The sequence below is a fragment of the Kamptonema formosum PCC 10802 genome (genome assembly GCF_000332335.1).
In the GTDB taxonomy this organism is placed as follows: Bacteria; Cyanobacteriota; Cyanobacteriia; order Cyanobacteriales; family Oscillatoriaceae; genus Oscillatoria.
In genome coordinates, this window is record NZ_KB235948.1 from 5,711,114 (window position 1) to 5,734,141 (window position 23,028).

Sequence of the window (23,028 nt, forward strand, 5' to 3'; positions counted from 1 at the left end):
CACTGGATAGAACGACTTCTCTCTGGCTAAGCATTTTTACTCAGGGCAGGATAAATGTAAGCTAAAATGTAAAGTTTTGTGACAGAATTCAACACTTGTGCTGAGCGAACAGCTAGCCCCCCTCGGTTTCACGGTTGAGGAAACCCTGTTGAGAGAGCTGCAAATGCCAGAGAGAATCCAAACCGCAATTCAGGACAAGCTCAAGGCAGAGCAAGAAAGCCAGCAGATGGCTTTTACCCTCAAAAAAGAGCGCCAAGAAGCCGAGCGCAAGCGCATCGAAGCCAAAGGAATTTCCGATTACCAAAAAACGGTTTCCCAAGGTCTTAACGCGCAAGTGCTGCAATTGAAGGCTATCGAAGCGACAGAAAAACTGGCCCAGTCGCCAAACGCCAAAGTTTTAATAGTCGGTGGCGGACAGAGGGGAGTGCCCGTGATTTTCCAGGTGGATAATGCCCCTTCTGAGCCAGCAAGGTAATAGCCAACCCGAAGGGAACATCCCATTTTTTTTCCCATCTCTTGTAGGACAGGCATCTTGCCTGTCCCAGACTTCTGTTTCTGGCACAGGCGAGACGCCTGTGCTACAAAAAATTAATATATGTACAAAATCCGGATGCTCCCAACCCGAAAGCCGCTGCAACCTTTTTCTGACCTCCGCTAAAAGCGGTCTGGGTTGGGATAGCGGCGGACAATTGCCCGCCGCCACATCTGCCGCAACTGTGGCGAAATTGTGGCGTTGCAGTAAGACAAGATGATTTCACCACAACTCCCTTCTCTTTCTCCCCCGCCCTGCACCCAGGGAGGGGGTAGGGGTGCCGGGTTCATCCCCAGAATATGCAACGCCGAACTTGCTGCCAAGCCAAGCCAAAGCTCTTGCTATAGAGTACAATATTCTTGCTGCCCGACCGTAAAGGACAGTCCGGGTGAGGGAATGGTGCTAGCAGCACCCATCCAGCGACCGGCGTAACTTTCTCTTATTCTACAGCAGAGCGAGCTTTTTTATGTCAGGTTCTGAGAAACTTTATGAAGGCAAGGCCAAAATTCTCTTGAGCACCGGCGATCCGGAAATTCTACTGACAGTCTTTAAAGATGACGCCACAGCATTTAACGCCCAGAAACGAGGGAGCATCACCGGCAAGGGCGAAATCAACTGCCAAATCTCTAGCCATTTATTCAAACTGCTAGAAGCGGAGGGCATTGCCACCCACTTCAAAGACTGCCCAGCGCCCAACGAAATGCGAGTGCGGTGGGTCAAGATTGTGCCGGTGGAAGTGGTGGTGCGGAACATCGCCGCCGGCAGTCTTTGCAAGCAAACGGGATTGCCAACCGGCACCATTTTGAAACAGCCGCTGGTAGAATTCTACTATAAAAATGACGATCTGGGAGATCCGCTGCTAACGCGGGAGCGCCTGTTGCTGCTGGAACTAGCCACCCGGGAACAAGTCGAGGAACTGCAAACACTAGCGTTGCGGGTGAATGAAATTCTCTCGAAATTTTTCCTAGAGTGCGGCATCACCCTGGTAGACTTCAAACTGGAGTTTGGCACCGACAGCGAGGGAAGACTGCTGCTGGCGGATGAAATTAGCCCAGACACCTGCCGGCTGTGGGATAATGCAGATGGCGATCCCGACCGGCGGGTGATGGACAAAGACCGCTTCCGCCGCGATTTGGGGAATGTCGAACAAGCTTACCAGCGAGTGCTAGAGCGGGTTCTGGCGCACAGCAACAAAGCGAGTGGCGCTCGCTAAGCGATTTAAAAGCATCTACTATCCTAAATCCTAACCCCTCCCGTGCGGGGAGCGGCGGGCGAGGCAATGCGGTAAGATTTACCACTGAATGCACTCTGGCTGCCTTGGGGCGCATGCGTGCCAGCGCGAACTCCGTGCTGTTTGCTTCAAGGCAAGCTAGAAATTGTGGCTCTGGTGTGTGGAATTGGAAAACAACGTGAACAAGATGCGGATACCGACCGTATGGGTGGCAATTTTGACAGCCTCAGCCACCCTAAGTTTATCGAACCCCGTCAGCGGACAGACTGTGAGCCTGCAGTCCGCGCCAGAGCCCACCGGCTCCCCCCCCGCACAGCCCCTGCCACCGGTGCCGGTGGAAAGCGCTGAGCTGGCGAGTGACTCGCACCTAGCGGCGGGCTTTGCAGAACCGCAAATGGCAGCGGACTCCCAACAAGTGGCCCTCCCAGCGCCAAACCAGACTGCCGTCTGGTCGCTAGAGTCCCCTGTCGGGACGCCCCTCAAAGAGGGTCAGGGAGAGGAAATGGCCGATGTGGGGCCGGAAAATCCCGGAGTGGCTCAGAAGCAAGGCACGGCGGCAGATTCAAAAGCCCCGCCCGCTCTCGCTTTCCCTGCAGCCGGTGGGGGAGTTGGGGGTGCGCCGGCGGCAGTTTCGGCGCTAGAGTCCGTGGCCCAGACCCCGCAGCCCCCCTTGCCGGTGCCGGTGCCAGCCAGTCCGCCCCCCGCAACGCCCCCTGCAGGTCAGTGCCCCGATCCAGCTGCGCCCCAAGTGCTGGTGGCGGAAGTAGCAGTCAGCGGCGCGCAGGGGGAACTGCAAGATGAAATCTACCGGACGATTCGCACCCAGCCCGGTCGCACGGCCAACCGCTGCCAGCTGCAAGAAGACGTGAACGCCATCTTTGCCACCGGCTTCTTTGGAAAAGTGGACTACGTGCCCGAGGACACTCCGATCGGCGTCCGGGTGACCTTTGTGGTGCAGCCCAACCCAGTGCTAGAAAAAGTAGTCGTCAGTGCCGTTCCCGAAGGTGCCGCCCAGCAAGCTGTGCCCCAAACAGTCGTGGACGACATATTCCGCGATCAGTATGGCCGCATCCTCAACCTGCGCACCTTTCAGGAGGGCGTCAAAAAATTAAATAAGTGGTACAAAGACAACGGCTACATCTTGGCCCAAGTGATTGACTCATCCGCCGTCACCCCCGATGGCAGAGTCACCTTGCTCGTCGCAGAAGGCGTCATAGAGGACGTGCAAATCCGCTTCGCCACCAAAGAAGGCGAAACCGCCGACGAGCAAGGCAACCCGATCCGGGGACGCACCCGCAAATTCATCATCACCCGCGAGATGGCGCTCAAACCCGGACAAGTGCTCAAAGAATCGGCGCTGATCGCAGATTTGCGCCGCATCTACGGTTTGGGCCTGTTTGAGAAAGTCGAGCCGACCTTGAACCCAGGCGCAGATCCGCGCCGAGTGGCTGTCGTCCTCAATGTCACAGAACGCAACACCGGCTCGATAGCGGCGGGTGCGGGGATCAGTTCCGCCACTGGAATTTTTGGCACCATCAGCTATCAAGAGCAAAACTTAGGCGGAAACAACCAAAAATTAGGGGCGCAGCTGCAAGTGGGCGAGCGGGCCCTGCTCTTTGACGTTAACTTCACCGATCCCTGGATTGCCGGCGATCCCTACCGCACCTCTTACACCGTCAATGGCTTCAGACGCCGGTCAATCTCCTTAATCTACACCGGCGGTCCTGACGACGTTCGCCTTCCCGATCCCAACAACCCCACAGACCCCAGTTCCGGCGATCGCCCCCGGGTGCTGCGTCTGGGCGGCGGCGTCACCTTTAACCGCCCCCTGAACCGAAACCCCCTGGAAAAGTCCGAATGGACAGCTTCCCTCGGCTTGCAGTACCAGCGGGTTTCCATCCGAGATTCAAATGGCGACATCAGCCCCGTGGACGCCCTGGGCAACGATCTCAGCTTCAGCGGCGAGGGCAAAGACGACCTGACCACCGTGCAGTTTGGACTCTCCCGCGACCTGCGCGACAACCCCCTCAAGCCCACCAGCGGCTCCCTGTTGCGGTTGAGTACCGAACAGTCCGTACCGCTGGGTTTGGGAAGCATCTTTATGAATCGCCTGCGAGCTAGCTACAGCTACTACATGCCGGTGAGATATTTTAACTTTGCCAAAGGGCCCCAGACATTAGCATTTAACGTTCAAACCGGCACCGTTCTCGGCGATTTGCCCCCCTACGAAGCCTTCGCTCTCGGTGGCAGCAATTCCGTTCGCGGCTACGATGAAGGAGAGCTGGGCAGCGGTCGCAGTTTCCTGCAAGCAACTGCAGAATATCGCTTCCCGATTTTCTCTGTTATCGGAGGAGCGCTGTTTCTCGATTTCGGCAGCGATCTCGGTTCCGGTTCTGGCGTTCCCGGCGATCCGGCAGGGGTGCGGGGCAAACCGGGCTCGGGGTTCGGTTACGGTTTGGGCGTCCGCATTGATTCCCCTCTCGGTCCAATCCGCGTGGATTATGGCATCAATGATAACGGGGAATCTCTCTTTCACTTTGGACTTGGAGAGCGCTTCTAGCTCTTTTAGAGTAAGGAATTTAGCCGGAATTTTCGCCGGCTAAGACAGGATGTCAGAAACCAGGTTTTTTGAACAAATCTGGTTTCTCTAGGGAGGGAAGTTTAAACCGCCAAGACGCCAACAACGCCAAGGGAAGAGAAGAGATAGGCTCTCACAAACGATTAATAATTACTGTGTGAGCGCAGGGAAAGCGAGGGTGGTAAGAGAAGAGGGAAGGGGAGTTTTTTAGGAAAAATTAGGATTGTAAGCAAAAAAAACTGGCAATTTGTATGCGAGAGGCGGGTAAGGAATGACAGTTCACCACACATTGGCAGATGGGTTTGAGCGGTCCGGAATGGGGCTGCACCTGGGCGTCGTGACTGCAGTGCGGGTGCTGCCGGCGGCACCCGGGGAGGGGCGATATTTCGCCCGCACCGATTTAACCGGCACCCCCAGCATTCCAGCAAGGGTAGAATTCGTCCGCCAGACAGCCCTCTCGACAGAACTGGCGAATGGAGCTGCCGGCGTGCGCACCGTAGAGCACCTGCTAGCCGCCCTAGCCGCAATGGGAGTGGACAGCGCCCGCATTGAGGTGGATGGCCCAGAAGTGCCCCTGCTGGATGGGTCAGCCCTCGGTTGGGTGGAAGCGATCGCCTCTGTGGGAGTCGCAGCAACCGAAATCCCCAAATCCCCAAATCCCGGCGAGGAACCTCCAGCGTTCCTGTCGCTTCCCGAAGCCGTCTGGGTGAATCAGGGAGACGCCTTTGTCGCCGCCGTGCCCGCACCGGCGCTGCGCTTCAGCTACGGCATAGACTTCGACCAGCCGGCAATTGGCCAGCAATGGCACAGCTGGTCCCCCGCCACAGACAGCTTCGCCAGCGAGATCGCACCGGCGCGCACCTTTGGCTTCGCGGAGCAAATCGAGCAGCTGCGGGCGCAGGGCTTGATCAGAGGCGGAAGTTTGGACAGCGCCCTCGTCTGCAGTCAGGAAGGGTGGTTAAATCCACCGCTGAGATTTGCAAATGAACCAGTGCGTCATAAAATCTTAGACTTAGTAGGAGATATGAGCTTGCTGGGAAGATTTCCTCGCGCTCACTTTATCGCCTACAAAGCAAGCCACAAGCTGCACGTCGGGCTCGCCCGCCGGCTGGCTTCCTCGGGCTGGGGATTTTAGATTTTGGATGCCCAGACGCACCCCCAATCTAAAATCTAAAATCGCAAATCTAAAATAAACATCTACTCATGTCCACCCTGACCGACGTTACGGCCCAAAATTCCCCCGCTCCCGGTCCTGCTGCCGAGCACCTGAGCGAGAGAGATTCCGCAAGCGCCCCCACTGCGCCTGCGGTTCAGACATCGCTGACACTCGAAGAGATTCAGAAGCTGCTGCCCCACCGCTATCCCTTTTTGCTGGTGGATCGGATTGTTGAGTGCGTTCCGGGGCAGCGCGCTGTGGGGATAAAAAATGTCAGCGTCAACGAACCGCATTTTCAGGGGCATTTTCCGGGGCGTCCGATCATGCCCGGGGTGCTGATCGTAGAAGCAATGGCCCAAGTCGGGGGGGTGCTGATGGCCCAGCAGCCCGATCTGCCGGAAGGATTATTTGTGTTTGCCGGCATTGATAAAGTGCGGTTCCGGCGACTGGTAGTGCCGGGGGACCAGCTAGTGATGACGGTGGAGCTGCTGTGCGTCAAGCAGCGCCGTTTCGGGAAAATGCAGGCGCGCGCAGAAGTGGATGGCCAACTGGTGACAGGAGGCGAATTGATGTTTTCCCTGCTGAGCTAACAGCAGGGATGAGTGATGAGTGTTGAGCGATCAGTTACATTCCTCTTCAACTCAGCACTCCTTCCTCAACACGCAAAATTATATGATGACTTTAATTCACCCCACCGCTGTCATCGGCACAGGCGCTCAGCTGCACCCGACTGTGCGGGTGGGTCCGTATGCGGTGATTGGAGAACAGGTAAAAATTGGCCCGGAAACGACGGTTGGGGCCCATGCGGTAATTGATGGGCGGACGGAAATCGGGGCTCGCAATCAAATTTACCCCGGGGCGGCGATTGGTTTGGAGCCGCAAGACCTCAAATATGAGGGCGCTCCCAGCTTTGTGAGAATCGGGGATGACAACATCCTTCGCGAGTATGTGACGGTGAACCGAGCCACCGGCTTGGGTGAGGCCACGGTGATTGGCAGCGGCAATCTGCTGATGGCTTATGTACATGTAGCGCACAACTGCGCTATCGAAAACCAGGTGGTGATTGCCAGTATGGTGGCGCTGGCGGGTCACGTCCACATAGAGTCGCGGGCGGTGATTGGGGGCGTGTTGGGCATCCATCAATTTGTCCGCATAGGCCAGCTGGCGATGTTGGGCGGTATGAGCCGGATTGACCGGGATGTGCCGCCCTACATGCTTGTGGAGGGGAATCCGTCGCGGGTGCGATCGCTCAACCTTGTGGGGCTGAAGCGGGCCGGGCTGTCACCAGATGAGATTGCCGGCTTAAAAAAAGCGTTCCGCATTCTTTACCGGTCCGGACTGACGCTGACTCAAGCTTTGCCGCAGCTGTCCGAGCTTGGCGACAGCGAACACTTGCAGCAGCTGCGCCAGTTCCTGCAAATGTCCCAGATGGAGGGCCGGCGGGGGCTGACTCCAGGGAAACAGATCAAGGATAAGGATGAAGGATGAAGGGGGAATTCAATTTGACTGCAGGGTTGAGCGCGCATCCTCCCCCGGAGCGAAAGGTGCGGCTGTTCCTCAGCACCGGCGAGGTTTCAGGGGACTTGCAAGGGGCGCTGCTGGCAGAAGCCCTTCACCGGCAAGCACTGGCACAGGGGATAGCGCTGGAGATTGTGGCCCTGGGGGGGGAGCGGATGGCCAAAGCCGGCTGCACTCTGTTGGGGGATACCAGCGGCACGGGTTCAGTGGGGATTGTGGAGTCTTTGCCCTACATTTGGCCTGCGTTGCAGCAGCAGCGGTGCGCCAAGCAGTACCTGCAAAAGAACCCGCCCGATTTGCTGGTCCTGATTGACTACGTCGGCCCGAATCGGGCCATTGCCACCTATGTCAAGCGACAGATGCCGCAGGTGCCGGTGGTGTACTATATTGCGCCGCAAATGTGGGTTTGGTCGCTCTTCGAGAGCGATGCGGCTAAGTTAGTAGCAGTGACCGACCGGCTGCTGGCGATTTTCCCAGAAGAAGCTCGCTACTTCCGGGAGCGGGGCGCTTCTGTGACTTGGGTGGGCCACCCGCTGCTGGACTGGCTGCAGTCGTTCCCCAGTCGGGAACAGGCGCGTCAGTCGCTGGGCATTGATGGGGAAACGCTGGCGGTTGCCCTGCTGCCGGCGTCGCGCCAGCAAGAGTTAAAATACTTGCTGCCGGTGATGTTTGAGGCGGCTCGGCAGCTTCAGGAGCAGCTGCCGCAAGTGCGCTTCTGGATTCCGGTGTCTCTCGAAAGGTTCAGGGGTGCGGTGGAGGGGGCGATTGAGCGCTACGGGTTGCGGGCGATCGCTGTGTTCGGGCAGTCTCGGGAAGTGCTGGCGGCGGCAGATCTGGCGATCGCAAAATCTGGTACAGTCAATTTAGAAATTGCTCTGCTGAATGTGCCGCAGGTGGCGATCTACCGAGTCAGCCCCCTGACGTACTGGCTGGCTCGCAGGGTGCTCAATTTTTCGATTCCCTTTATGTCCCCGCCTAACCTGGTGCAAATGCAGCCCATTGTGCCAGAACTGTTACAGGAGCGAGCGACACCGGCTGCCATTGTCGGGGAGAGCCTGGATCTTTTACTGAATGCCCGCCGGCGTCAGGAAACCCTGACAAACTACCAGCAGATGCGGCTTAAACTGGGAGAGGTGGGGGTGTGCGATCGCGCTGCTCAGGAAATTTTCCAGCTGCTGGTGTAGAGGGGGGTAAGATTTTAGGGTGTTTTTCAATCCCGTTTCCCGGATTCAGCGGGCCAAAAATATTCTCCTCGCACCCCCGGCTGAAATCATTATCGCATTCATTGGGGCTTCTTCGCACACCCCTTGATGCTCCCGTTGCGCATTATCCGGATCAACCCGGCACCCAACCCCCTCCCCGCCGGCAGGGAGGGGGCTAAGGAAGTGGGTGGCTCCGGGGGGCTGTGAAAGGTAAATTTTAGAGAAGCTATTTTAGATTTTACATTTTAGATGTTAGATTGAATCCGAAATATTCCTGAGGCTGAGGCGCTTGGGCGCTCTTAGCGAAAAATATAAAACCCCATCTACCCTGTCTTTTGCGTCCTGGCGTGCCTAAAATATTACATCCGAAATTCCAATTGAGTTCTGAGCGGCGGCCCATTGCTGTCGATTTGTTTGCTGGTGCCGGTGGATTCTCCCTGGGAATTGAGCAAGCCGGCTTCGATGTGGTGGCAGCGGTTGACATTGACCCCGTGCATGCGGCGGTGTATTCGTTCAACTTTCCCCAAACCGAGGTGCTGTGCGCCGATCTTGCTACGATGTCCACTCGCTTGATTGGAGCGGCAGCCGCACAAAGCTCCGCATCCTGCGCTGCTGGGGGGAGTCGCAGGAGGTCACCGCCCAGCTGGGATGGTGAAATAGACCTAGCGATCGGCGGGCCTCCGTCTCAGGGGTTCGCGATTATGGGCAAGGGCGTCCTGGAAGACGAGCGCAACAATCTGGTGTTCGATTTCTGCCGCGCGGTGAGCGAGCTGCAGCCGCGATATTTCATCATGGAGAATGTCCCGACTCTGGTGAGTGACCAGTACGGGGAGTTTATGGAGCGGCTGATTGGGCAGTTTGAAGCAGCAGGATACAAGCTCGCGCTGCCGGTGCGGGTGTTGAATGCAGCGGATTTTGGTGTGCCGCAAGACCGGCAGCGCATGTTTTTGCTGGGCTCTCGCTTGGGTGAAGTGCTGCTGACTTATCCAGAAGTGCCGGCACAGCCAAAAAAGGTGACCGTCAAGGAGGCGATCGCAGACTTGCCGGATGTGGATGAGTTTGCAGAGCTGCTGGAGACAGATGAGCTGCTGCTGACGCCGGCGCAGCTCAATAGCATAGAAAAGCAGGCAAGCCAGTATGTGCGATCGCTGCGGGGTCTGGTGAGGGAGCCAGGGGATTTTTCCTGCGATCGCCTCTGGAACCGGCAGTTGCTGACCGGCTGCTTGCGCACGGCTCACAGCCCTGAGTGCGTGCAGCGGTTTGAGGAGACGCCGATGGGGAGGGTGGAGTCTAGCAGCCGCCTGCGCCGGCTCAATATTGACGGGCAATCTCACACCTTGCGCGCCGGCACGGGGAGGGAAAAAGGCCGGTTTACCTCGCCGCGCCCGATTCACCCGCTGCGCCCGAGGGTGATTACGGTGCGGGAGGCGGCGCGCCTGCATTCGTTTCCGGACTGGTTCCGCTTTCACGGGACGAAGTGGCACGGATTCCGCCAGGTGGGCACTGCGCTGCCGCCGAAGTTGGGACGCGCGGTGGGGCGTCAGGTGATGGAGGCGCTGGGGATTAAGCCGGAGGTGGCGGCAGAGCCGGTGGAGCAGGGCGAGCTGGCGCTGCTGCGTATGAGTCCGTCGCTGGCTACTAAGTATTGGGAGAAAGAGTCTATGGATATGTGATAGTGATGTTTGGTAGCGACTGCCGGGTTTCTTTCAGAAACCCGGTTTCTGGCAAAAGAAAAGCGGATTAAATTTTGAGTTAAAGGAGTGAAACAAATGAGTCAGCAGGAGCCAAGAGATTCTCAGAATAAACCTTCTGGAAAACTAGCGGCAATCACCTCTTTGTTTATTTTCGCGCTGATTCTCTGTTCAGCCATTGCATCTGGAGTTACTTTCTTCCTTCTGAAAAATTCTGATATATTGTCCAAAAGCTCTCCGGCATCCCCAACACCATCTGCCGCTCCACTGCCGGCAGAGCCAAGTCCTCCATCACCGGCTGCATCACCGGCTGCATCACCGGCTCCACCAGCGGTTCCACCAGCGGCTCCAATTGCGGTTCAGCCTTCCCCAACTCCAATTGCCAGTCCAAGCAGCAGTCCGCAACCGGCTCCCACCCCTCAGGTGAGCGCGAGTGTTCCGAACGCTCTTTCTGGAAGCAGCCAAGCTCAATCTCAGAATAGCGAACTTCCCGGATATTTTCCAAATGAAGGGTTTAAGGCTCCTCCTTCTGACTTGAGCCGGTTTAAGAAAGCCAATCTCTTGCTGGACAATATGGTAATATCCGGCCAGGAATATATAAACTTTTTGAAGTCTAAAATTCTAGTTCGCGGTCAGCTGTACTCCCCTGTGTTTAGGTTAAGAGGAAACTCTAGCGAACAGCGTGTCGGTTTTGAATTGCCGGGAGTTCAGAAAGCGCTGCTCCTACAGTTCGGCTTGCAAGATTTATCGTCAGGAGATACAAATTTAACTTATCTAGTGAGGCTGTCGGCTGATGGGAAGTTACTTTGGGCCGGCGAGTGCCGGTACGGGAAAGCTCAGCAGATTGTATCGGTTCCTCTAGATATACCGGGAGCCAAAAGTCTTGTGATAGAATATGCTGTCACTGAACCGGGAGGGTTTGGTTATTATAATATGCCCGCTTTATATTTCACTAGAGCTGAGATGCTGGAGGAGTAATCTCACGCCATCCGGAGGGTAAGCTGTTAGGCTTTTAACCTGCTTTTCCGTTGAAAGGAGGCAGAGCCGTAGGGGCGGTGCCCCCGTGCCCGCCCCGTTCCCAGGCAGTAGGGGCGGGTCCCCGTGCCAAAGCGTGTCAACTTAAGCTGTGTCCCGCAGCCTCTGGGCGGTTGAAACCGCAGCTACACAGACAAAACCCGCCTGCGCGGGTTTTAAGATTCTAGTTCTTTTTTTAAGTCCAAGGGAGGCGGACGAAAGTTTGTCGCAGTGAATTTCAATTGCCTGGAGCTTAAGTTGACACCAGTGGCCCCCGTGCGCCCCGGAACGAGAGAACGAGAGCGGGATAAAAGGCGTAGGACAGGCGTCTCGCCTGTCCGAATTAAAGGCGTAGGACAGGCGTCTCGCCTGTCCGAATTAAACCCGCTAGAGGCGGAAGGGCCCGCCCCTAAGGTTCCCGGGTTTATGGGCTGCAGTACATCCAACTGAGAAAGGCTATATTAGTAGGGCACGCGCCAAACCTTGACTGTCCTATCCGCACTGCCACTGACCAAAGTTTGCCCATCAGGGCTAAAAGTAACACACGGAACCGGCCCTAAATGTTTAAGCGTGTGAAGCAGTTCCCCAGTGCGATAATTCCAAATCCGGACCGTGCTGTCTTCTCCGCCACTGGCGAGAATTTTCCCATTGGGGCTAAAGGCAACAGAATAAACCGTGCCTGAGTCTTCCGTCAGGGTGCGCAGACGTCTTCCCGTGCCGGTATCCCACAGTGTAATCGGCGGATCGGAACCCCCACTAGCGACAGTTTGTCCGTCAGGGCTAATCGCGACAGAGTAAACCCGCCCAACAGGGAAGTTAAGCCAGGTTACTAGAAAACCGGCCCAGTCTGAAGGCGAAGGGCCATTGAAAGTGTTCAGCAGTTCCTCCCTGCGCCAATTCCAAATCTTGACAGTATTATCCCAACCGCCGCTGACCAGGATTTGCCCGTCAGCGCTGAAGGCGATAGATTCAACAGGCCACTTGATGTGCCCATTCAGGGTGCTTCGCACTTTGCCGGTGTTGAGATCCCAAAGGTTAATTGTGTGGTCAAAATTTCCACTGGCGAGGATTTGTCCATCGGGACTGAAGGCGAGAGTCTCTACGGTCAAAACTAACAGTGAGCTTCCCAGAGTTTGCCTCAGTCTCCGCGTATCTGCATCCCACAGTTTGATGGTGCCGTCTTGAAACACTATGGTGCAAGCGCTGGCGAGGGTTTTGCCATCAGGGCTGAAGGCGACGCTCCTAATCGGATTTGAATGTCCGGCGATGGTGTCGATTAGTTCGCCGGTGTCTAAATTCCACAGCTTTACAGTTTTGTCAAAACTGCCGGTGGCGAGAGTTTTCCCATCGGGGCTAATGGCTACTGTCCTAATTATATCTGAATGGCCGCTGATGGTGTGCGCGCATGTCCACGCGAGAAGACCTCGCCAAGTTAGGGGTTCTACTGCTGGATTCTGGCAAATCATCGGCAGCCAGCTAGTTCCTGGATAGTCCTTATTCCAAGTGTCTTCCAGCTTGAGCCGCGCTTCCCGCACTGCTGAATTTAGAGACGCGCACTTTCGCGTCTCACCCCCAGAAAATGCCGCCAGAAAATGCTGCAAAAAATCCTGCGCTGCCCTGTCTAGCACCCGCTCGCGCATCACAATGATTTGCGGGATGCGCAACTCTTCTATTTGGTTGGCCAATCCCAACCCGTGGCAAGAATTAAAAATCGCTAGCTGCAAGCCATTCTCAATGGCTGTCCTCAGGGCATTATTAAATTCCTGAACCGTCAAGCTGTCGTTTTGATTAATTTTAATCCATCCGGTTTGACCACTTATTTCGCTGCTGCTGTGTCCGGAAAAAAACAGGATATGCCAGCCCCTGTTATCCCAAAGATATGTGCGGAATTCTTCTGGGTGCGGCTCTACTAAAGGGACAATATCTGCATCGCGTAAATGCCGTTTTAGTAAATCCAGGTCTGCTTGGGGATTAATTTCTGTCTGGCTATCAGTCCCCTTCTTATCGCCCAGTATAGCCAGTATTCTGACTCGATTGCCGCTGGGTGTTTTGGTTCCAGAAGGTGTGTGCTGTGGGGAGCTTATGGCAATTTCTGCCTTGTTGTAGTATTGCGCGAACAAATCCCACAAATGCCAAGGCAGCAGCCGCAGCTTGGGGTCTTCCGTTTGAATGATTGCGCGAATGTCGTCGTCGCGCCTCAGGTTTTGTTGCAAGCCATCCCTAATTTTTTGCCACTCCCTATCCCCAGAATTGAGCCAGGTCTTGAGACTGTCTGCAAAATTCTCAGCTAACTGGCTGCAGGGAAGGTCAGTTTCGCTGGTTTCAGCCTTGAAGCGACCTCGCAGCCCGGGTAGCTGGTTAGTTACGCTGGGTTCAGCCTTGAAGGGACCTCGTAGCCCAGGTAGCTGGTCAGTTACGCTGGGTTCAGTCGGGAAGGAGGTATGACCTCGCAGCCCAGGTAGCTGGCCATAGGCTAACTTCCAATAGCCGTATAGATCCGCAATTTTCGGGTGCGGGGGGAGATGGCCTTCGACTTGGATTTCTGTCTCAGGAGGAGCGCCATCCTCCCTAATTCGCAGGAGAGCCGGAAACCCCTGATCAAAATTCCCTTTGAGTAGTGTTATAATGACTCGTTTACCCATTGCCATCTCCTCAGAAGCCTTGAGGCCATCAAGTTAGAAACTCTTCTGTGATGCTAGCATCTCCCAGAGATATTGTGACACTGAACTGCAATTCGGGAGGGCCGCTAAACCCCCGTTGCAGGAAGTTATCTCTGCTGGTTGATTCAGCTTGTATGAAAGCCTCTCCCGATTCATCGAACACGGTGAGCTTGAGATTGGGGGGCAGATAGATTTGTCCCTCCTCCACCGGCTCCACTCGCAAGCGGATACTAACCTCCCCATCGGTTTTTGGCCTGAAAGCCGCAATTAAGGCCACGGCTTGACGGTCTGCCTGTGTCCCCAAGTCAAAAGCTTTGGCTCTTTCCACACCGGCTGCTGGATTGCCAGGGTCGAGTTTACCCAAGCTGAGGGCAGCTTGCCAGAGGGTTTCTGGATCTTGGCTGTTGCGCAGCAATTGGGTGAGGGCGCTGATGGCGTTTGGGTTGCCGGTGCCGGTTTTCCCGAGAGCTTCGGCGGCTTGCCGGCGGGTTGGTTCATCCTGACTGGTTTGCAGCAGGTGAATCAGATTTAGGATCGCTTCTAGAGCGTTAGAACCCTTAGCGCTTCTGTGAGCACCGGCTGGCAGTAGCTGTTCCGGCTGTTGCCAGTAGGGTTCAAAGAGATTCTGGAGGAATTGCCGCCAGTTTATTGGTGCCGGTGCGAGGCGCACATCCAGAACCGGCACGCCCAACAACTCCGTCAGTTCCCCAGTTCTGAACAGATACTCAGCCCACTCAAAGCCTTCTTGGTAACCTTGCAAAACTAGCACTACACTCCCTTTTTTTAGCTCCTGTATTTTCAAAAATGGGTCTTCTAAAATTTTCTGTAAATGAGCAACTATCGCTTCGGCACGCTGCCTGTCTACTTCGTTATTTATCGTGCCGCTCAATACCAAAAACCACATCACCTCAGCTGTCTGATTTTGTTCCGACCTCTGGGGCGGGGTTTTCTCAACAATTTCTTCCCAATTTAATCCTAACACCTGGCAGTAAGCCTTAAAAGCCGGAGCATTAATAGGATTTTTAGCTGTCAAAAACCGCCTCCATGTTCCATAGGAGATGCCCTCAGCAAAGTATTCCCCCCCTGGCCAATTGGGATCTAGGACTTTACTGGCCTCCTCAAGCCACTTGTAACTGTCTACAGTCCACCCTTTTTCTTCTCTTGCTTGCTTAATCTTTGTTTGTCCCTGCTTAGAAGCTATCAAAGTCTCCGGCATATATACACCTAAAGGTTAGGTTTGTCAAGCTCAAGTCTAGATCGGCATCCAGATCAGCATTTGACTGATCATACCCGATCTGGAGGAAACCCATACACCTCAAGGATTCTAAAGGTGTAGAGACAAAAAGCATCCAGCAATGAAACGCTTGTTCATATCTGAATTCTTTCTTATCGCCACTCTGGGCTCGCATGGGTTCACCGGCAGCAAAATGTCCCCACCGGCAGCCCCGGCACTGGCACAACCGGCCACTGCCAGTGAACAGCTTGTCCAGGCGGAACCGTATTGCCCCCCTTGTCCATCGCCTTCGCGGGTCCCGGGCGATGGCCGAAATCACGAAGGGTTCGTAGTTGGGCTTTAGCCCTACCGTCGGGTTCTGGCCCACACATTTCCCCTCGTTCCCAGCATGAGCTGGGAACCCCCGACTGGGGGCTGTTGCCTCCGATTAGCCCGGGGCACAATTGGCCAGCCTCCACTGTCGGGGAACACCCGACTGGGGGGGCTGCTGCCTCCTATTTCCCTCGTTGCCCTCGTTCCGGGCCGGCACCATTGGCCCGCCCTACAGCCGGGAAACGCCTGACTGGGGGCTGCGGCCTGTTAGAACGGTTGCGCAAATTAAATGCACAACTCCTTAATATACACGACAAATAAAAATCATACAAGCTGATTTTTATGCCTATAATTAGCCTAATATTTGCTGGTTTTGCTACTCCCGTACAGCTATACTAGGCTTTAGGGGCAGGCCCCCGTGCCTGCCCCCGAAACGTGCAAGTTATATGCACCGGCTTCTCTGTTCTCTCAGCGCAGGAGTGCTAAATCCCTCCATGCTTCTACTTCTGGCCTCTGGTCATTCGGGTCAGCGGTCTGACACTTTTTCCATTCTACCCGTGCGCCTTGCGTGTTCCCCTCCGCGTCCAGCACCTGTGCCAGCAAGCAGTGAGCGGGGGCGCTTTCCGCCTTCAGCTCAAGAGCCTTCTCCAGGTGTGGCTTGGCTTCGCTATAGCGAGTTTCCCGCACATACGCCCAACCAATATTTTTGTGCAAGTCAGATTTCAATGAGTCATCTATAGCCTTCTGCAAGCCCAGCTTTAGCCATTTAATCGCTGCGTTATTATCGCTGTATCGAGTAATGTAAAGCCGGCCTAAATTGTTGCTCGCATAGGGTGTGGCGGAGTCATCGCCCTGTATGGCCGTCTGGTACTCACTGCGGGCGCAAGCATAATTGCCGCGCTTTTCGCAAGTCGCACCTAAGTTGTAGCGAGTCATATTCTGGGCTGGGTAGAATTTGAGCGCAGACCTGAAATTAAATTCGGCACTCTCGTATCGCTTTTCGAGGTAGTTCTTGTGCCCGTTCTCGTTGAGAACAAAAGCAATCCGGGGCGAAGCCAAACGAAAGCCGCCAACCAGTCCAAGCAAGAGCGACGCCGCCAGCCCCACCTTAACCGCAATCGCTCTCAGCCTTGTGAGGTGGCCATCCTGCTGGCCCCCCGTTTGTGGCGGGTGAGACACCGGCTCCACAGCAGGCGAACACACCGGCACCCCAGCCCCACCGGCACCTATCGCTTCCAGACATTCTAAAATAATTTCCGCACTCTGAGGCCGTTTCCCCCGAGCAGTCGCCATCAGCCAGTCAATCAAATCCGCCAGCGACTCCGAAACCCGATTCCTCCCGTGGAAACCCCAGGCGATGTCTCGCCATATCAACTCCCCCGTCTCAGCATCATCATTCAGTTCAACCGGATGCTTGCCGGTGAGCAAATGCACAAAAGTGCGACCCAGAGCAAAGAAATCGGATTGCGGCACAGCTTTTCCATCAGATTGCTCCGGTGCTCTGTAGCCGGCTGACCCAATATTTGTGCCATTTTTCCCGGCACCAACTTTACCAAGGTAAGTGTCTGTAACCTCCCGAACCGCGCCAAAGTCAATCAGCACCAGCCGCCCATCCGGTTTCAGCATGATATTCGCCGGCTTGATATCCCGGTGGAAATACTGCTCTTGGTGCAGCACAACCAAAATTTCTACCAGCTGTTTTAACCAATCAATCGCTTGCTCTGGCGCAATCGGTTGATTCCCCCGACTAGCCAGCCACTTCTCCAAATCTTGCCCCTCAATCTTCTCCATCACCAAACAGTGCAGTGGCTGCCGGCTCCCTCTGCCCAAAGCCGTGAAATATCCATCTCGCTCCACTTTGGGAATCCCTGGATGGTGCAGCCGCATCAAAACAGCCGCTTCCCGCTGAAAAAGAGTGACAGCCTTTGAACAGTGATTGGTCAGGATTTTCAGGACTTTTGGCGTCCCCCCATCATCCACTTCAAACGTCTGGCCAAAACCGCCTTTACCCAGCAGTTGAATTCCGCGATAGCGGTTTTGCAGTAAAAGTTCAGACCCGCAGTTGCCACACATAAGTTGGCCGGCATTCAGCGGGTCATCAGGTTGGGGACAGTTGGGATTGAAGCAATAACTCATGGCACGATGCCTCCCTCGAATTAATTCCGATAAGATTGCTTGACAACATACTTCATCACCACCGGCTGCAGGGTGAATAGTGTTTCCGAGTCCGCTTCTAATTTTTCAATCAGCGAGCGCCGACCTAATGCCTGCAGGTTATCGAAGAATTCTGAACGCGAGACTTGTAGCTGAAGAGATTCTCGCAATTGCGAGATTGAAACCGGCTGTTTGGCCTCCGCTAACCTGTACATAATCTCTCTTTCAACCTTAGACAAGCGATTGAATTGCTGAGCCAGCAGGGATTCAAGCTCATCATCTATAAACAGGGTAAACTCTTTTAAGAAGTTAGTCACACTGCCCCCAAATAATTCTTGAATCATGCCAGCAACTATTTTCAGCGCTAAGGGATGGCATTGGTAGGGTTGAATCAGTTGCTTCTCCCATTTGTCTTCATCAGACAGACGGTAGACTTTCAGGATTTCCCGCGCTGCAGCAGCGTCCAAACCTTTCAGCAACAAACAGCGAACCTGTCCAATTGGGCTTTCCAATAGCGCAATTTTTCTAGGTTTCTCCCAGCTAGTAAGCACTAAACAGCTTTGATGCTGGGTTTCTGCCACCCGTGCCAGCAACTCGCCATACCCCTCATATCCCTCCCGGTAGTGGCCCGCCGGTTGGCCACTGCTGAGAACCGCCTCCCAAGCATCGAACACCAGCAAACAGCGGTGCGATGCCAGATATTCTACCAGCCGCGACAGGCGCTCGTTAACAGTGGCCGGCAAATCTGTTACCGGCTGCACAGAGAGGGCTTGCAGCAGATTGGCCAGCATTTCTCCCACCGGTGGCGCGTGGCGGAGACTGCGCCAAATGACGCACTCAAACTCAGCCTCAATCACCTGCGCCAGCTTTACAGACAGCGCCGTTTTGCCAATCCCCCCCATGCCCCAAATGGCCACCAACCGGCACCGGTCGAGCACAGCCCACTGTTTTAGGGTCGCCAGTTCGCCGGTGCGCCCGCACAACCCCGACACATCAGGCGCTTCGCCCCAATCTGTGCGCGGTTTGGCCTTCTCCCCAGATCGGCCCACAAAATCAGCAGCCGAAATATGGTCATCCTCATCCAGGGTTAGCCCAAAGGCGTTGAACAGACTCTGGATCTTCCCTCTGTCAGTCCCCGCTCGCTGCTTCAGTATATGGGAAACCGTATCAGTAGATACAAAATTCCGTGACTCTGGATTAGCAGCAGGGTCAGTCAGTGCAGATATCTCCACTAACGTGCGGCTATCTGGAAACGCTTTGTGGATCGCATCCCAGATTTTCTTGAATCCCCTCTCAGTCAGTATCCGACCGCGCTCGCGTCTGGCCATTTGTCAATTTATCCGTCTTGTCTGGGTTAACTCCCGGTTCCCCGGAGTTTAGCTGAGTTTAAGGCAGATAACAGCCTCTTCCCGATTTTAAGGGAGGCGCGGCACTTTTGGTTTCGAGATTTTCTAGCGGCTGAAACCCCCTCTAGTTCTAGCTTTATAAAATTATTCCCACAAATCCTTAAGTCCGTTTCTTAACTTCCTTTTCTTCGGAGCAGCAACTCTTGCACTTTCAGGAGAATGCAAACAGAAACACCTCGAACAGGATGTTTCAAAAACGTAACCGAGGTATCACTTATGAGCTGGCGTTCTTCCAAATCAACAGTTTCCCTGCTTTTATTAGGTTCCCTGGCAGCCGGCAGCACTCTCGCAGCCGCTTCCTTCTTCACCCCCAAATCAGCTCAAGCCCAGAGCGTTAAATCTTGCCAGTGCACGGAATACGTTGCCAACCGCTTCGGATTAACACGCGATTTTCCCAATGCAGGAGACTGGAATGACGGCTACTTGCAAAGGAATGGCTTTCGCCAAGTAGGTCCGCAGCGCGGTGCCATCGCTGTTATGGAGCGGTCATTCCCTGGTGCGAACACTACCTACGGTCATGTGGGAATCGTCGAGAACGTTCGCCCTGACGGTCGGATCGATCTGCGCGGAGCGAACCAGTATGTTGGTGGCTCCCTGTTTACTGAAGCCGGCTGCAACAATGTGCGGGTTACTGGTTTTGGAACGTCCGTGAACGGGAATCGTAACGTATCATTTTGGGTTCGTTAAAACACTCCCTCACCTTAGTCCGGTATCACTCAAGTTAACTTCTCTGCTTGGGTGATATCAAACAAAGGAATTACCCTTCGCAATAGCCCTCATCTTGCAGACCGAAGCAATCAGGTTGTGGCTTATCGCCAGACGCTTTCCTTTGACGGTTGGACTTATGGGGAAACGGTCAACGATTTACAATTAGGAACCCCAGACGCTCGGTGGTACCGGATTGCCGGGACAAATTACTGGGTGCCCAGCGCCTATGTCTACGGCAATGCGCCCAACTCTCGCCCCATGCCCTAGGGAAAGGTTCTATTTATCTATTGACTGATTGTTTTTACGTTGAGTTACGCGATCGCCCCACCCTCGCTCGCCCCCTGGTAGAGCGAGAAAGTGCGATCGCCACCTCCTATCTAAACGCCGTCACAAACCTGCAATAAAACATGATATTTCACAAGGGATTCGGCTTTCTAGGTGTGGCAGTGGTGCTGTCGATTCCAATGGTTGCTTTTAGCGCCCAGAGGAGTTTAGCTATACCTCTCCAACCCATACTTGACCGGGTGGGGCGCAGTATGGTAGAGGGATTATTCGGTATTGGAGCCGGTGTTCAAGGATACCCAGCCAATCAACCATTCATATACACCCAAGATCCGGCTGCATCTTCTGGCGCTTATACCCCCGCTTCTGCACCCGCCACCGCTGAGTCAGCCCCCTCCTATCCCGCTTATCAATCACCGGCATATCCCCCCGCGTCATATCCCCCCGCCTATCCGGGCTATCAATCACCGGCATATCCCCCCGCGTCATATCCACCCACCTATCCCACTTATCAATCACCGGCATATCCCCCCGCGTCATATCCCCCCTCCTATCCCACTTATCAATCACCGGCATATCCCCCGGCGTCATATCCACCCACCTATCCCACTTATCAATCACCCGCTTATCCCCCGGCGTCATATCCACCCTCCTATCCCACTTATCAATCACCCGCTTATCCCGCCTATTCACCCCCCTATCCCGCTTATCCGCCGCCACGCTCAGGCACACCCGTAATCATCAATAACTTTTAGTAGGATGCGTTGCACCTTGCCTTGTTTTCGCGCTTCCTGTGCCTTTCTCGGGCAAAGATTCAATTTCCCTGCCTTACTTTTGGGAGCCACTAAATATGAGTAAATCAAGGTTGTTCGCACTAGCGGTCATATTCGGCCTGCTAGGAATTGGCAGTGCCTACGCATCCGGACGCATAATTTGCGTATTAGATAGCTGCCTTTTGGTGACAGAAGGTATAGCAGCAGTCATATTGGTTAGAACAATAGAAGCTTCGGGAGCGGGGGAGCAAGGGAGGCCGGAATGTACGTTTCCTGAATGCTTACTGCTATATAAACGTAGGGCAGGCGTCCCGCCCCCCCTGAAGGTCTAATGTTCTAACCTAAATGCATACTGCTATAAAGCGTCTCAGCCGTTAGTAGGTGGAATTGACACCGGCTTTGCTGGGAATAATCCCGATATTGACTATTCGCGGATTATTTTGGGACAAGATCGCGTGGATGGGAATGTCAATCCGTTGCTTTCTGCCGGTGAGGGGAGCGATCGCGGCTGTGTTAGGAATTATTGCGGCAACTCAGAATAACGGCGTTGGGATTGATGGCATGAATTATAGCAGTTTTCACTTAGATGAGGACATTAATAGCATGCGCATGGGGCATGGCGTATGGCGCATGGCGCATCAGACTACGAGCAATGCCCAATGCCCAATGCCCAATGCCCAATGCCCAATATCTATGTCCTAAATTTACTGGTTATTGCTATATGGCGCGCCGGTGTGGGTTGGGCGTGCGATTGGTTCGGGGAAGTGGGCGGAAACTCTCGTTGAATTTGTGGGTGCTGCCAAAGAGTCCGGACCGCCGAATGCAGTTGTTAACCTCAGTCTTGATTTAACTCAAGTCAATCCCGATGGAAGTGTGACGACGCCTTATGAGTTTACTCCGCAAAAACGGGCGGCAATTGAGTATGCTCGTCAGCAGAATCTGCTGATTGTGGCGGCGGAAAATGACGGCGGCGTGATGTTTCTCAAGTCCACGGCGACGGATTTGGGGACGCCGAATTCGGATGCTGAGATGGGTGCCGATTTGTTGAATATGGCAGCGGCGGTGATGTTGGCGAAGGTGACAGCGCCGGAAGAATATGATGTCCTGGAAACGCTGATTCCTGAAACGTGTAGCAAAGAAGGCCAAGTAATTACCACAGAACGAGCTGCCTGTATTCACAGCAGGTGAAGACTTCTTGGGATTAACCGGCACCCTGACAGCTTAGGAACTGGCCTTTTCCGCCGGCACCGGCACCAACGCCAGCGACACCTTAGTCAAACTTGCCGCCAGTGGGGAAGTTTTGGCCATCCTCAAAGACATGCCATTCAACCACGAGTCTTCTTTCCACGAATATCCCGTTTGATTTCGGTATAGTCCCTGCACACCGATGCCGGCGCTCAAACAGAAGACACCGGTGCCGGCGCTCAAACAGGAGGCACCGGTGCGATCACTTCAGCAGACGCTTCTGTTGCCGGCGCTCAAACAGATGGCACTCAACCGCAGGATTCCCTTGCCGGTGGCAACTCTGACTCCCTACCGCGCACTCAACCGCAAAACTCTGTTGTTGCCGGCACAGCAGACAATTCCGTTCCCACCGCAGAAACCCATGACTCCGCTACCGGCACACAAGCACCCGACACCTTATTAATAGGTGCTCCCGCACAAGAGTCTCTCCCCGCCGGTGCGCCTCAAACCCATGCCGGTGCACAAACGCAAGAGTCTGTTCCCACCGGCACAGCAGACAATTCCCTTCCCACTGCAGAAACCCGATAACTCCGCTACCGGCAGTAACGCACCCGACACCTTATTAATAGGTGCTCCCGCAGAAGATTCCCTTCCCGCCGATAACCCACAAACCCATGCCGGTGCTCAAGCGCAAGACTCTGTTCCCGCCGGCACAGCAGACAATTCCCTTCCCACCGTAGAAACCCATAACTCCCTTACCGGCAGTAACGCACCCGACACCTTATTAATAGGTGCTCCCGCACAAGAGTCTCTCGCTGCCGGTGCACAGCCCTCGAATTCCCCAACCGGCACTCAACCGTCCCATTCCCATACCGGCACTCTAGCAGACGACACCAACACAGGTGGTGCAAGCAATGACGCACTATGCCGGTAGGGCCAAGGAATGGACACCTGTGACGGTGGGGTGCCGGCATAGGGATTGCCGGTTGTGATAGAGAAGCACTTGTGCCGGTGAGGGCACGGCACAGGGATATGTGCCGGTTGTAGTAGAAACACAAGCACCTGTGCCGGTGAGGGCACGGCACAGGGATATGTGCCGGTTGTGGCACAGGTATGTGAGGTGATAGTTTTTCCAGAAATCGGCGCAATATAACAGAGGCTCAAAAAAAGTCGGGTTGACGTTACGTCCTGCCCTTGAACAGCCGGTGCGGCGCACGCATCTAGCGCCGGTCTGGGTGGGACACCCCCATGCACCCCTGCAAAAGGATTGCAGCGGGGGGGTTTATCAGTCTTCTCCGCTGTCTGGCAAATAGGTCTAGCAGAACCCGCCCCTACTTGTCAGGCCATTACCGGGGCCAGTTCCCTAACCGTCTGCCCCCTACCTGTGACACT

General features: G+C 54.8%; 21 protein-coding genes. 14 read left to right on the forward strand and 7 right to left on the reverse strand.

Annotated features, from left to right (window positions below; all coding sequences use genetic code 11):
- Positions 1-97: 97 nt before the first annotated feature.
- The 8 genes from OSC10802_RS41730 (at position 98) to OSC10802_RS0125175 (ending at position 9,890) form a co-directional block, all read left to right on the forward strand.
- Entirely contained in the window at positions 98-475 is a 378-nt protein-coding gene (locus OSC10802_RS41730) for an SPFH domain-containing protein (RefSeq protein ID WP_017719536.1), read from the forward strand.
- A gap of 523 nt (positions 476-998) precedes the next feature.
- Positions 999-1,745, forward strand: a complete 747-nt coding sequence (purC, locus tag OSC10802_RS0125145) for a phosphoribosylaminoimidazolesuccinocarboxamide synthase (RefSeq protein ID WP_017719538.1) — start codon at positions 999-1,001, stop codon at positions 1,743-1,745.
- Between the two features lie 205 nt (positions 1,746-1,950).
- On the forward strand, positions 1,951-4,323 hold the full coding sequence (locus tag OSC10802_RS0125150) for a BamA/TamA family outer membrane protein (RefSeq protein WP_026098784.1): 2,373 nt from the start codon (positions 1,951-1,953) through the stop codon (positions 4,321-4,323).
- A 289-nt stretch (positions 4,324-4,612) separates the two neighbouring features.
- A complete protein-coding gene (gene lpxC, locus OSC10802_RS0125155; RefSeq protein ID WP_017719540.1) occupies positions 4,613-5,476 on the forward strand; it encodes a UDP-3-O-acyl-N-acetylglucosamine deacetylase in 864 nt (287 codons plus the stop codon).
- A 68-nt stretch (positions 5,477-5,544) separates the two neighbouring features.
- Complete coding sequence (fabZ, locus tag OSC10802_RS0125160; RefSeq protein ID WP_017719541.1) at positions 5,545-6,087, forward strand: 3-hydroxyacyl-ACP dehydratase FabZ; 543 nt, start codon at positions 5,545-5,547, stop codon at positions 6,085-6,087.
- Between the two features lie 82 nt (positions 6,088-6,169).
- Complete coding sequence (gene lpxA, locus OSC10802_RS0125165) at positions 6,170-6,985, forward strand: acyl-ACP--UDP-N-acetylglucosamine O-acyltransferase (RefSeq protein ID WP_026098785.1); 816 nt, start codon at positions 6,170-6,172, stop codon at positions 6,983-6,985.
- Complete coding sequence (lpxB, locus tag OSC10802_RS0125170; protein ID WP_017719543.1) at positions 6,982-8,199, forward strand: lipid-A-disaccharide synthase; 1,218 nt, start codon at positions 6,982-6,984, stop codon at positions 8,197-8,199. The genes lpxA and lpxB overlap by 4 nt, the downstream gene beginning before the upstream one ends.
- Positions 8,200-8,594: 395 nt before the next feature.
- Positions 8,595-9,890: a DNA cytosine methyltransferase gene (locus OSC10802_RS0125175; protein WP_017719545.1), complete on the forward strand. Its 1,296-nt coding sequence runs from the start codon at positions 8,595-8,597 to the stop codon at positions 9,888-9,890.
- A 208-nt stretch (positions 9,891-10,098) separates the two neighbouring features.
- Here the strand turns inward: OSC10802_RS0125175 and OSC10802_RS54820 are convergent, their stop codons facing one another.
- On the reverse strand, positions 10,099-10,299 hold the full coding sequence (locus tag OSC10802_RS54820) for a hypothetical protein (protein ID WP_155968349.1): 201 nt from the start codon (positions 10,297-10,299) through the stop codon (positions 10,099-10,101).
- 32 nt (positions 10,300-10,331) lie between these two features.
- Here OSC10802_RS54820 and OSC10802_RS0125185 point away from each other — a divergent pair, with 32 nt between their 5' ends.
- A complete protein-coding gene (locus OSC10802_RS0125185) occupies positions 10,332-10,886 on the forward strand; it encodes a hypothetical protein (RefSeq protein WP_155968351.1) in 555 nt (184 codons plus the stop codon).
- 497 nt (positions 10,887-11,383) lie between these two features.
- Here OSC10802_RS0125185 and OSC10802_RS44805 read toward each other — a convergent pair whose 3' ends face one another.
- The 4 genes from OSC10802_RS44805 to OSC10802_RS0125215 form a co-directional block, all read right to left on the reverse strand.
- On the reverse strand, positions 11,384-13,564 hold the full coding sequence (locus OSC10802_RS44805; RefSeq protein ID WP_052334329.1) for a WD40 domain-containing protein: 2,181 nt from the start codon (positions 13,562-13,564) through the stop codon (positions 11,384-11,386).
- Positions 13,565-13,592: 28 nt separating this feature from the next.
- Complete coding sequence (locus OSC10802_RS44810; protein ID WP_017719549.1) at positions 13,593-14,798, reverse strand: DUF1822 family protein; 1,206 nt, start codon at positions 14,796-14,798, stop codon at positions 13,593-13,595.
- Between the two features lie 798 nt (positions 14,799-15,596).
- Positions 15,597-17,264, reverse strand: coding sequence for a serine/threonine-protein kinase (locus OSC10802_RS44815; RefSeq protein WP_017719551.1), 1,668 nt, complete (start codon positions 17,262-17,264; stop codon positions 15,597-15,599).
- Positions 17,265-17,284: 20 nt separating this feature from the next.
- Positions 17,285-18,610: an NB-ARC domain-containing protein gene (locus OSC10802_RS0125215; protein ID WP_017719552.1), complete on the reverse strand. Its 1,326-nt coding sequence runs from the start codon at positions 18,608-18,610 to the stop codon at positions 17,285-17,287.
- Positions 18,611-18,904: 294 nt separating this feature from the next.
- On the opposite strand from OSC10802_RS0125215, the gene OSC10802_RS0125220 reads away from it, so the two are divergent.
- Positions 18,905-19,375 carry a CHAP domain-containing protein gene (locus OSC10802_RS0125220; protein ID WP_017719553.1) on the forward strand — a complete coding sequence of 157 codons (471 nt, stop codon included), beginning with the start codon at positions 18,905-18,907 and terminating at the stop codon, positions 19,373-19,375.
- A 117-nt stretch (positions 19,376-19,492) separates the two neighbouring features.
- On the forward strand, positions 19,493-19,663 hold the full coding sequence (locus OSC10802_RS51010; protein ID WP_155968353.1) for a hypothetical protein: 171 nt from the start codon (positions 19,493-19,495) through the stop codon (positions 19,661-19,663).
- Positions 19,664-19,993: 330 nt separating this feature from the next.
- Here OSC10802_RS51010 and OSC10802_RS0125225 read toward each other — a convergent pair whose 3' ends face one another.
- The gene (locus OSC10802_RS0125225) at positions 19,994-20,320 is read right to left on the reverse strand and encodes a hypothetical protein (RefSeq protein WP_155968355.1); all 327 of its coding nucleotides are present in this window, start codon (positions 20,318-20,320) and stop codon (positions 19,994-19,996) included.
- Positions 20,321-21,183: 863 nt separating this feature from the next.
- On the opposite strand from OSC10802_RS0125225, the gene OSC10802_RS0125235 reads away from it, so the two are divergent.
- The 3 genes from OSC10802_RS0125235 (at position 21,184) to OSC10802_RS0125250 (ending at position 22,570) form a co-directional block, all read left to right on the forward strand.
- Complete coding sequence (locus OSC10802_RS0125235) at positions 21,184-21,639, forward strand: hypothetical protein (protein ID WP_017719556.1); 456 nt, start codon at positions 21,184-21,186, stop codon at positions 21,637-21,639.
- A gap of 199 nt (positions 21,640-21,838) precedes the next feature.
- Positions 21,839-22,099 (forward strand): hypothetical protein, encoded by a 261-nt coding sequence (locus OSC10802_RS0125245; protein WP_017719557.1) that lies wholly within the window; start codon positions 21,839-21,841, stop codon positions 22,097-22,099.
- Positions 22,100-22,102: 3 nt separating this feature from the next.
- Entirely contained in the window at positions 22,103-22,570 is a 468-nt protein-coding gene (locus OSC10802_RS0125250) for a hypothetical protein (protein ID WP_155968359.1), read from the forward strand.
- On the opposite strand, the gene OSC10802_RS51020 is transcribed toward OSC10802_RS0125250, so the two are convergent.
- Positions 22,559-22,852 (reverse strand): hypothetical protein, encoded by a 294-nt coding sequence (locus OSC10802_RS51020; RefSeq protein WP_155968361.1) that lies wholly within the window; start codon positions 22,850-22,852, stop codon positions 22,559-22,561. The genes OSC10802_RS0125250 and OSC10802_RS51020 overlap by 12 nt on opposite strands.
- Between the last annotated feature and the right edge of the window lie 176 nt (positions 22,853-23,028).

Bases quoted from the DNA above. Each gene is read 5' to 3' on its own strand.
- purC (WP_017719538.1), top strand. From the start codon at position 999: ATGTCAGGTTCTGAGAAACTTTATGAAGGCAAGGCCAAAATTCTCTTG.
- OSC10802_RS0125150 (WP_026098784.1), top strand. From the start codon at position 1,951: ATGCGGATACCGACCGTATGGGTGGCAATTTTGACAGCCTCAGCCACC.
- lpxC (WP_017719540.1), top strand. From the start codon at position 4,613: ATGACAGTTCACCACACATTGGCAGATGGGTTTGAGCGGTCCGGAATG.
- fabZ (WP_017719541.1), top strand. From the start codon at position 5,545: ATGTCCACCCTGACCGACGTTACGGCCCAAAATTCCCCCGCTCCCGGT.
- lpxA (WP_026098785.1), top strand. From the start codon at position 6,170: ATGATGACTTTAATTCACCCCACCGCTGTCATCGGCACAGGCGCTCAG.
- lpxB (WP_017719543.1), top strand. From the start codon at position 6,982: ATGAAGGGGGAATTCAATTTGACTGCAGGGTTGAGCGCGCATCCTCCC.
- OSC10802_RS44805 (WP_052334329.1), bottom strand. From the start codon at position 13,564: ATGGGTAAACGAGTCATTATAACACTACTCAAAGGGAATTTTGATCAG.
- OSC10802_RS44810 (WP_017719549.1), bottom strand. From the start codon at position 14,798: ATGCCGGAGACTTTGATAGCTTCTAAGCAGGGACAAACAAAGATTAAG.
- OSC10802_RS44815 (WP_017719551.1), bottom strand. From the start codon at position 17,264: ATGAGTTATTGCTTCAATCCCAACTGTCCCCAACCTGATGACCCGCTG.
- OSC10802_RS0125215 (WP_017719552.1), bottom strand. From the start codon at position 18,610: ATGGCCAGACGCGAGCGCGGTCGGATACTGACTGAGAGGGGATTCAAG.
- OSC10802_RS0125220 (WP_017719553.1), top strand. From the start codon at position 18,905: ATGAGCTGGCGTTCTTCCAAATCAACAGTTTCCCTGCTTTTATTAGGT.
- OSC10802_RS0125225 (WP_155968355.1), bottom strand. From the start codon at position 20,320: ATGACGCCGGGGGATAAGCGGGTGATTGATAAGTGGGATAGGTGGGTG.
- OSC10802_RS0125245 (WP_017719557.1), top strand. From the start codon at position 21,839: ATGCCGGCGCTCAAACAGAAGACACCGGTGCCGGCGCTCAAACAGGAG.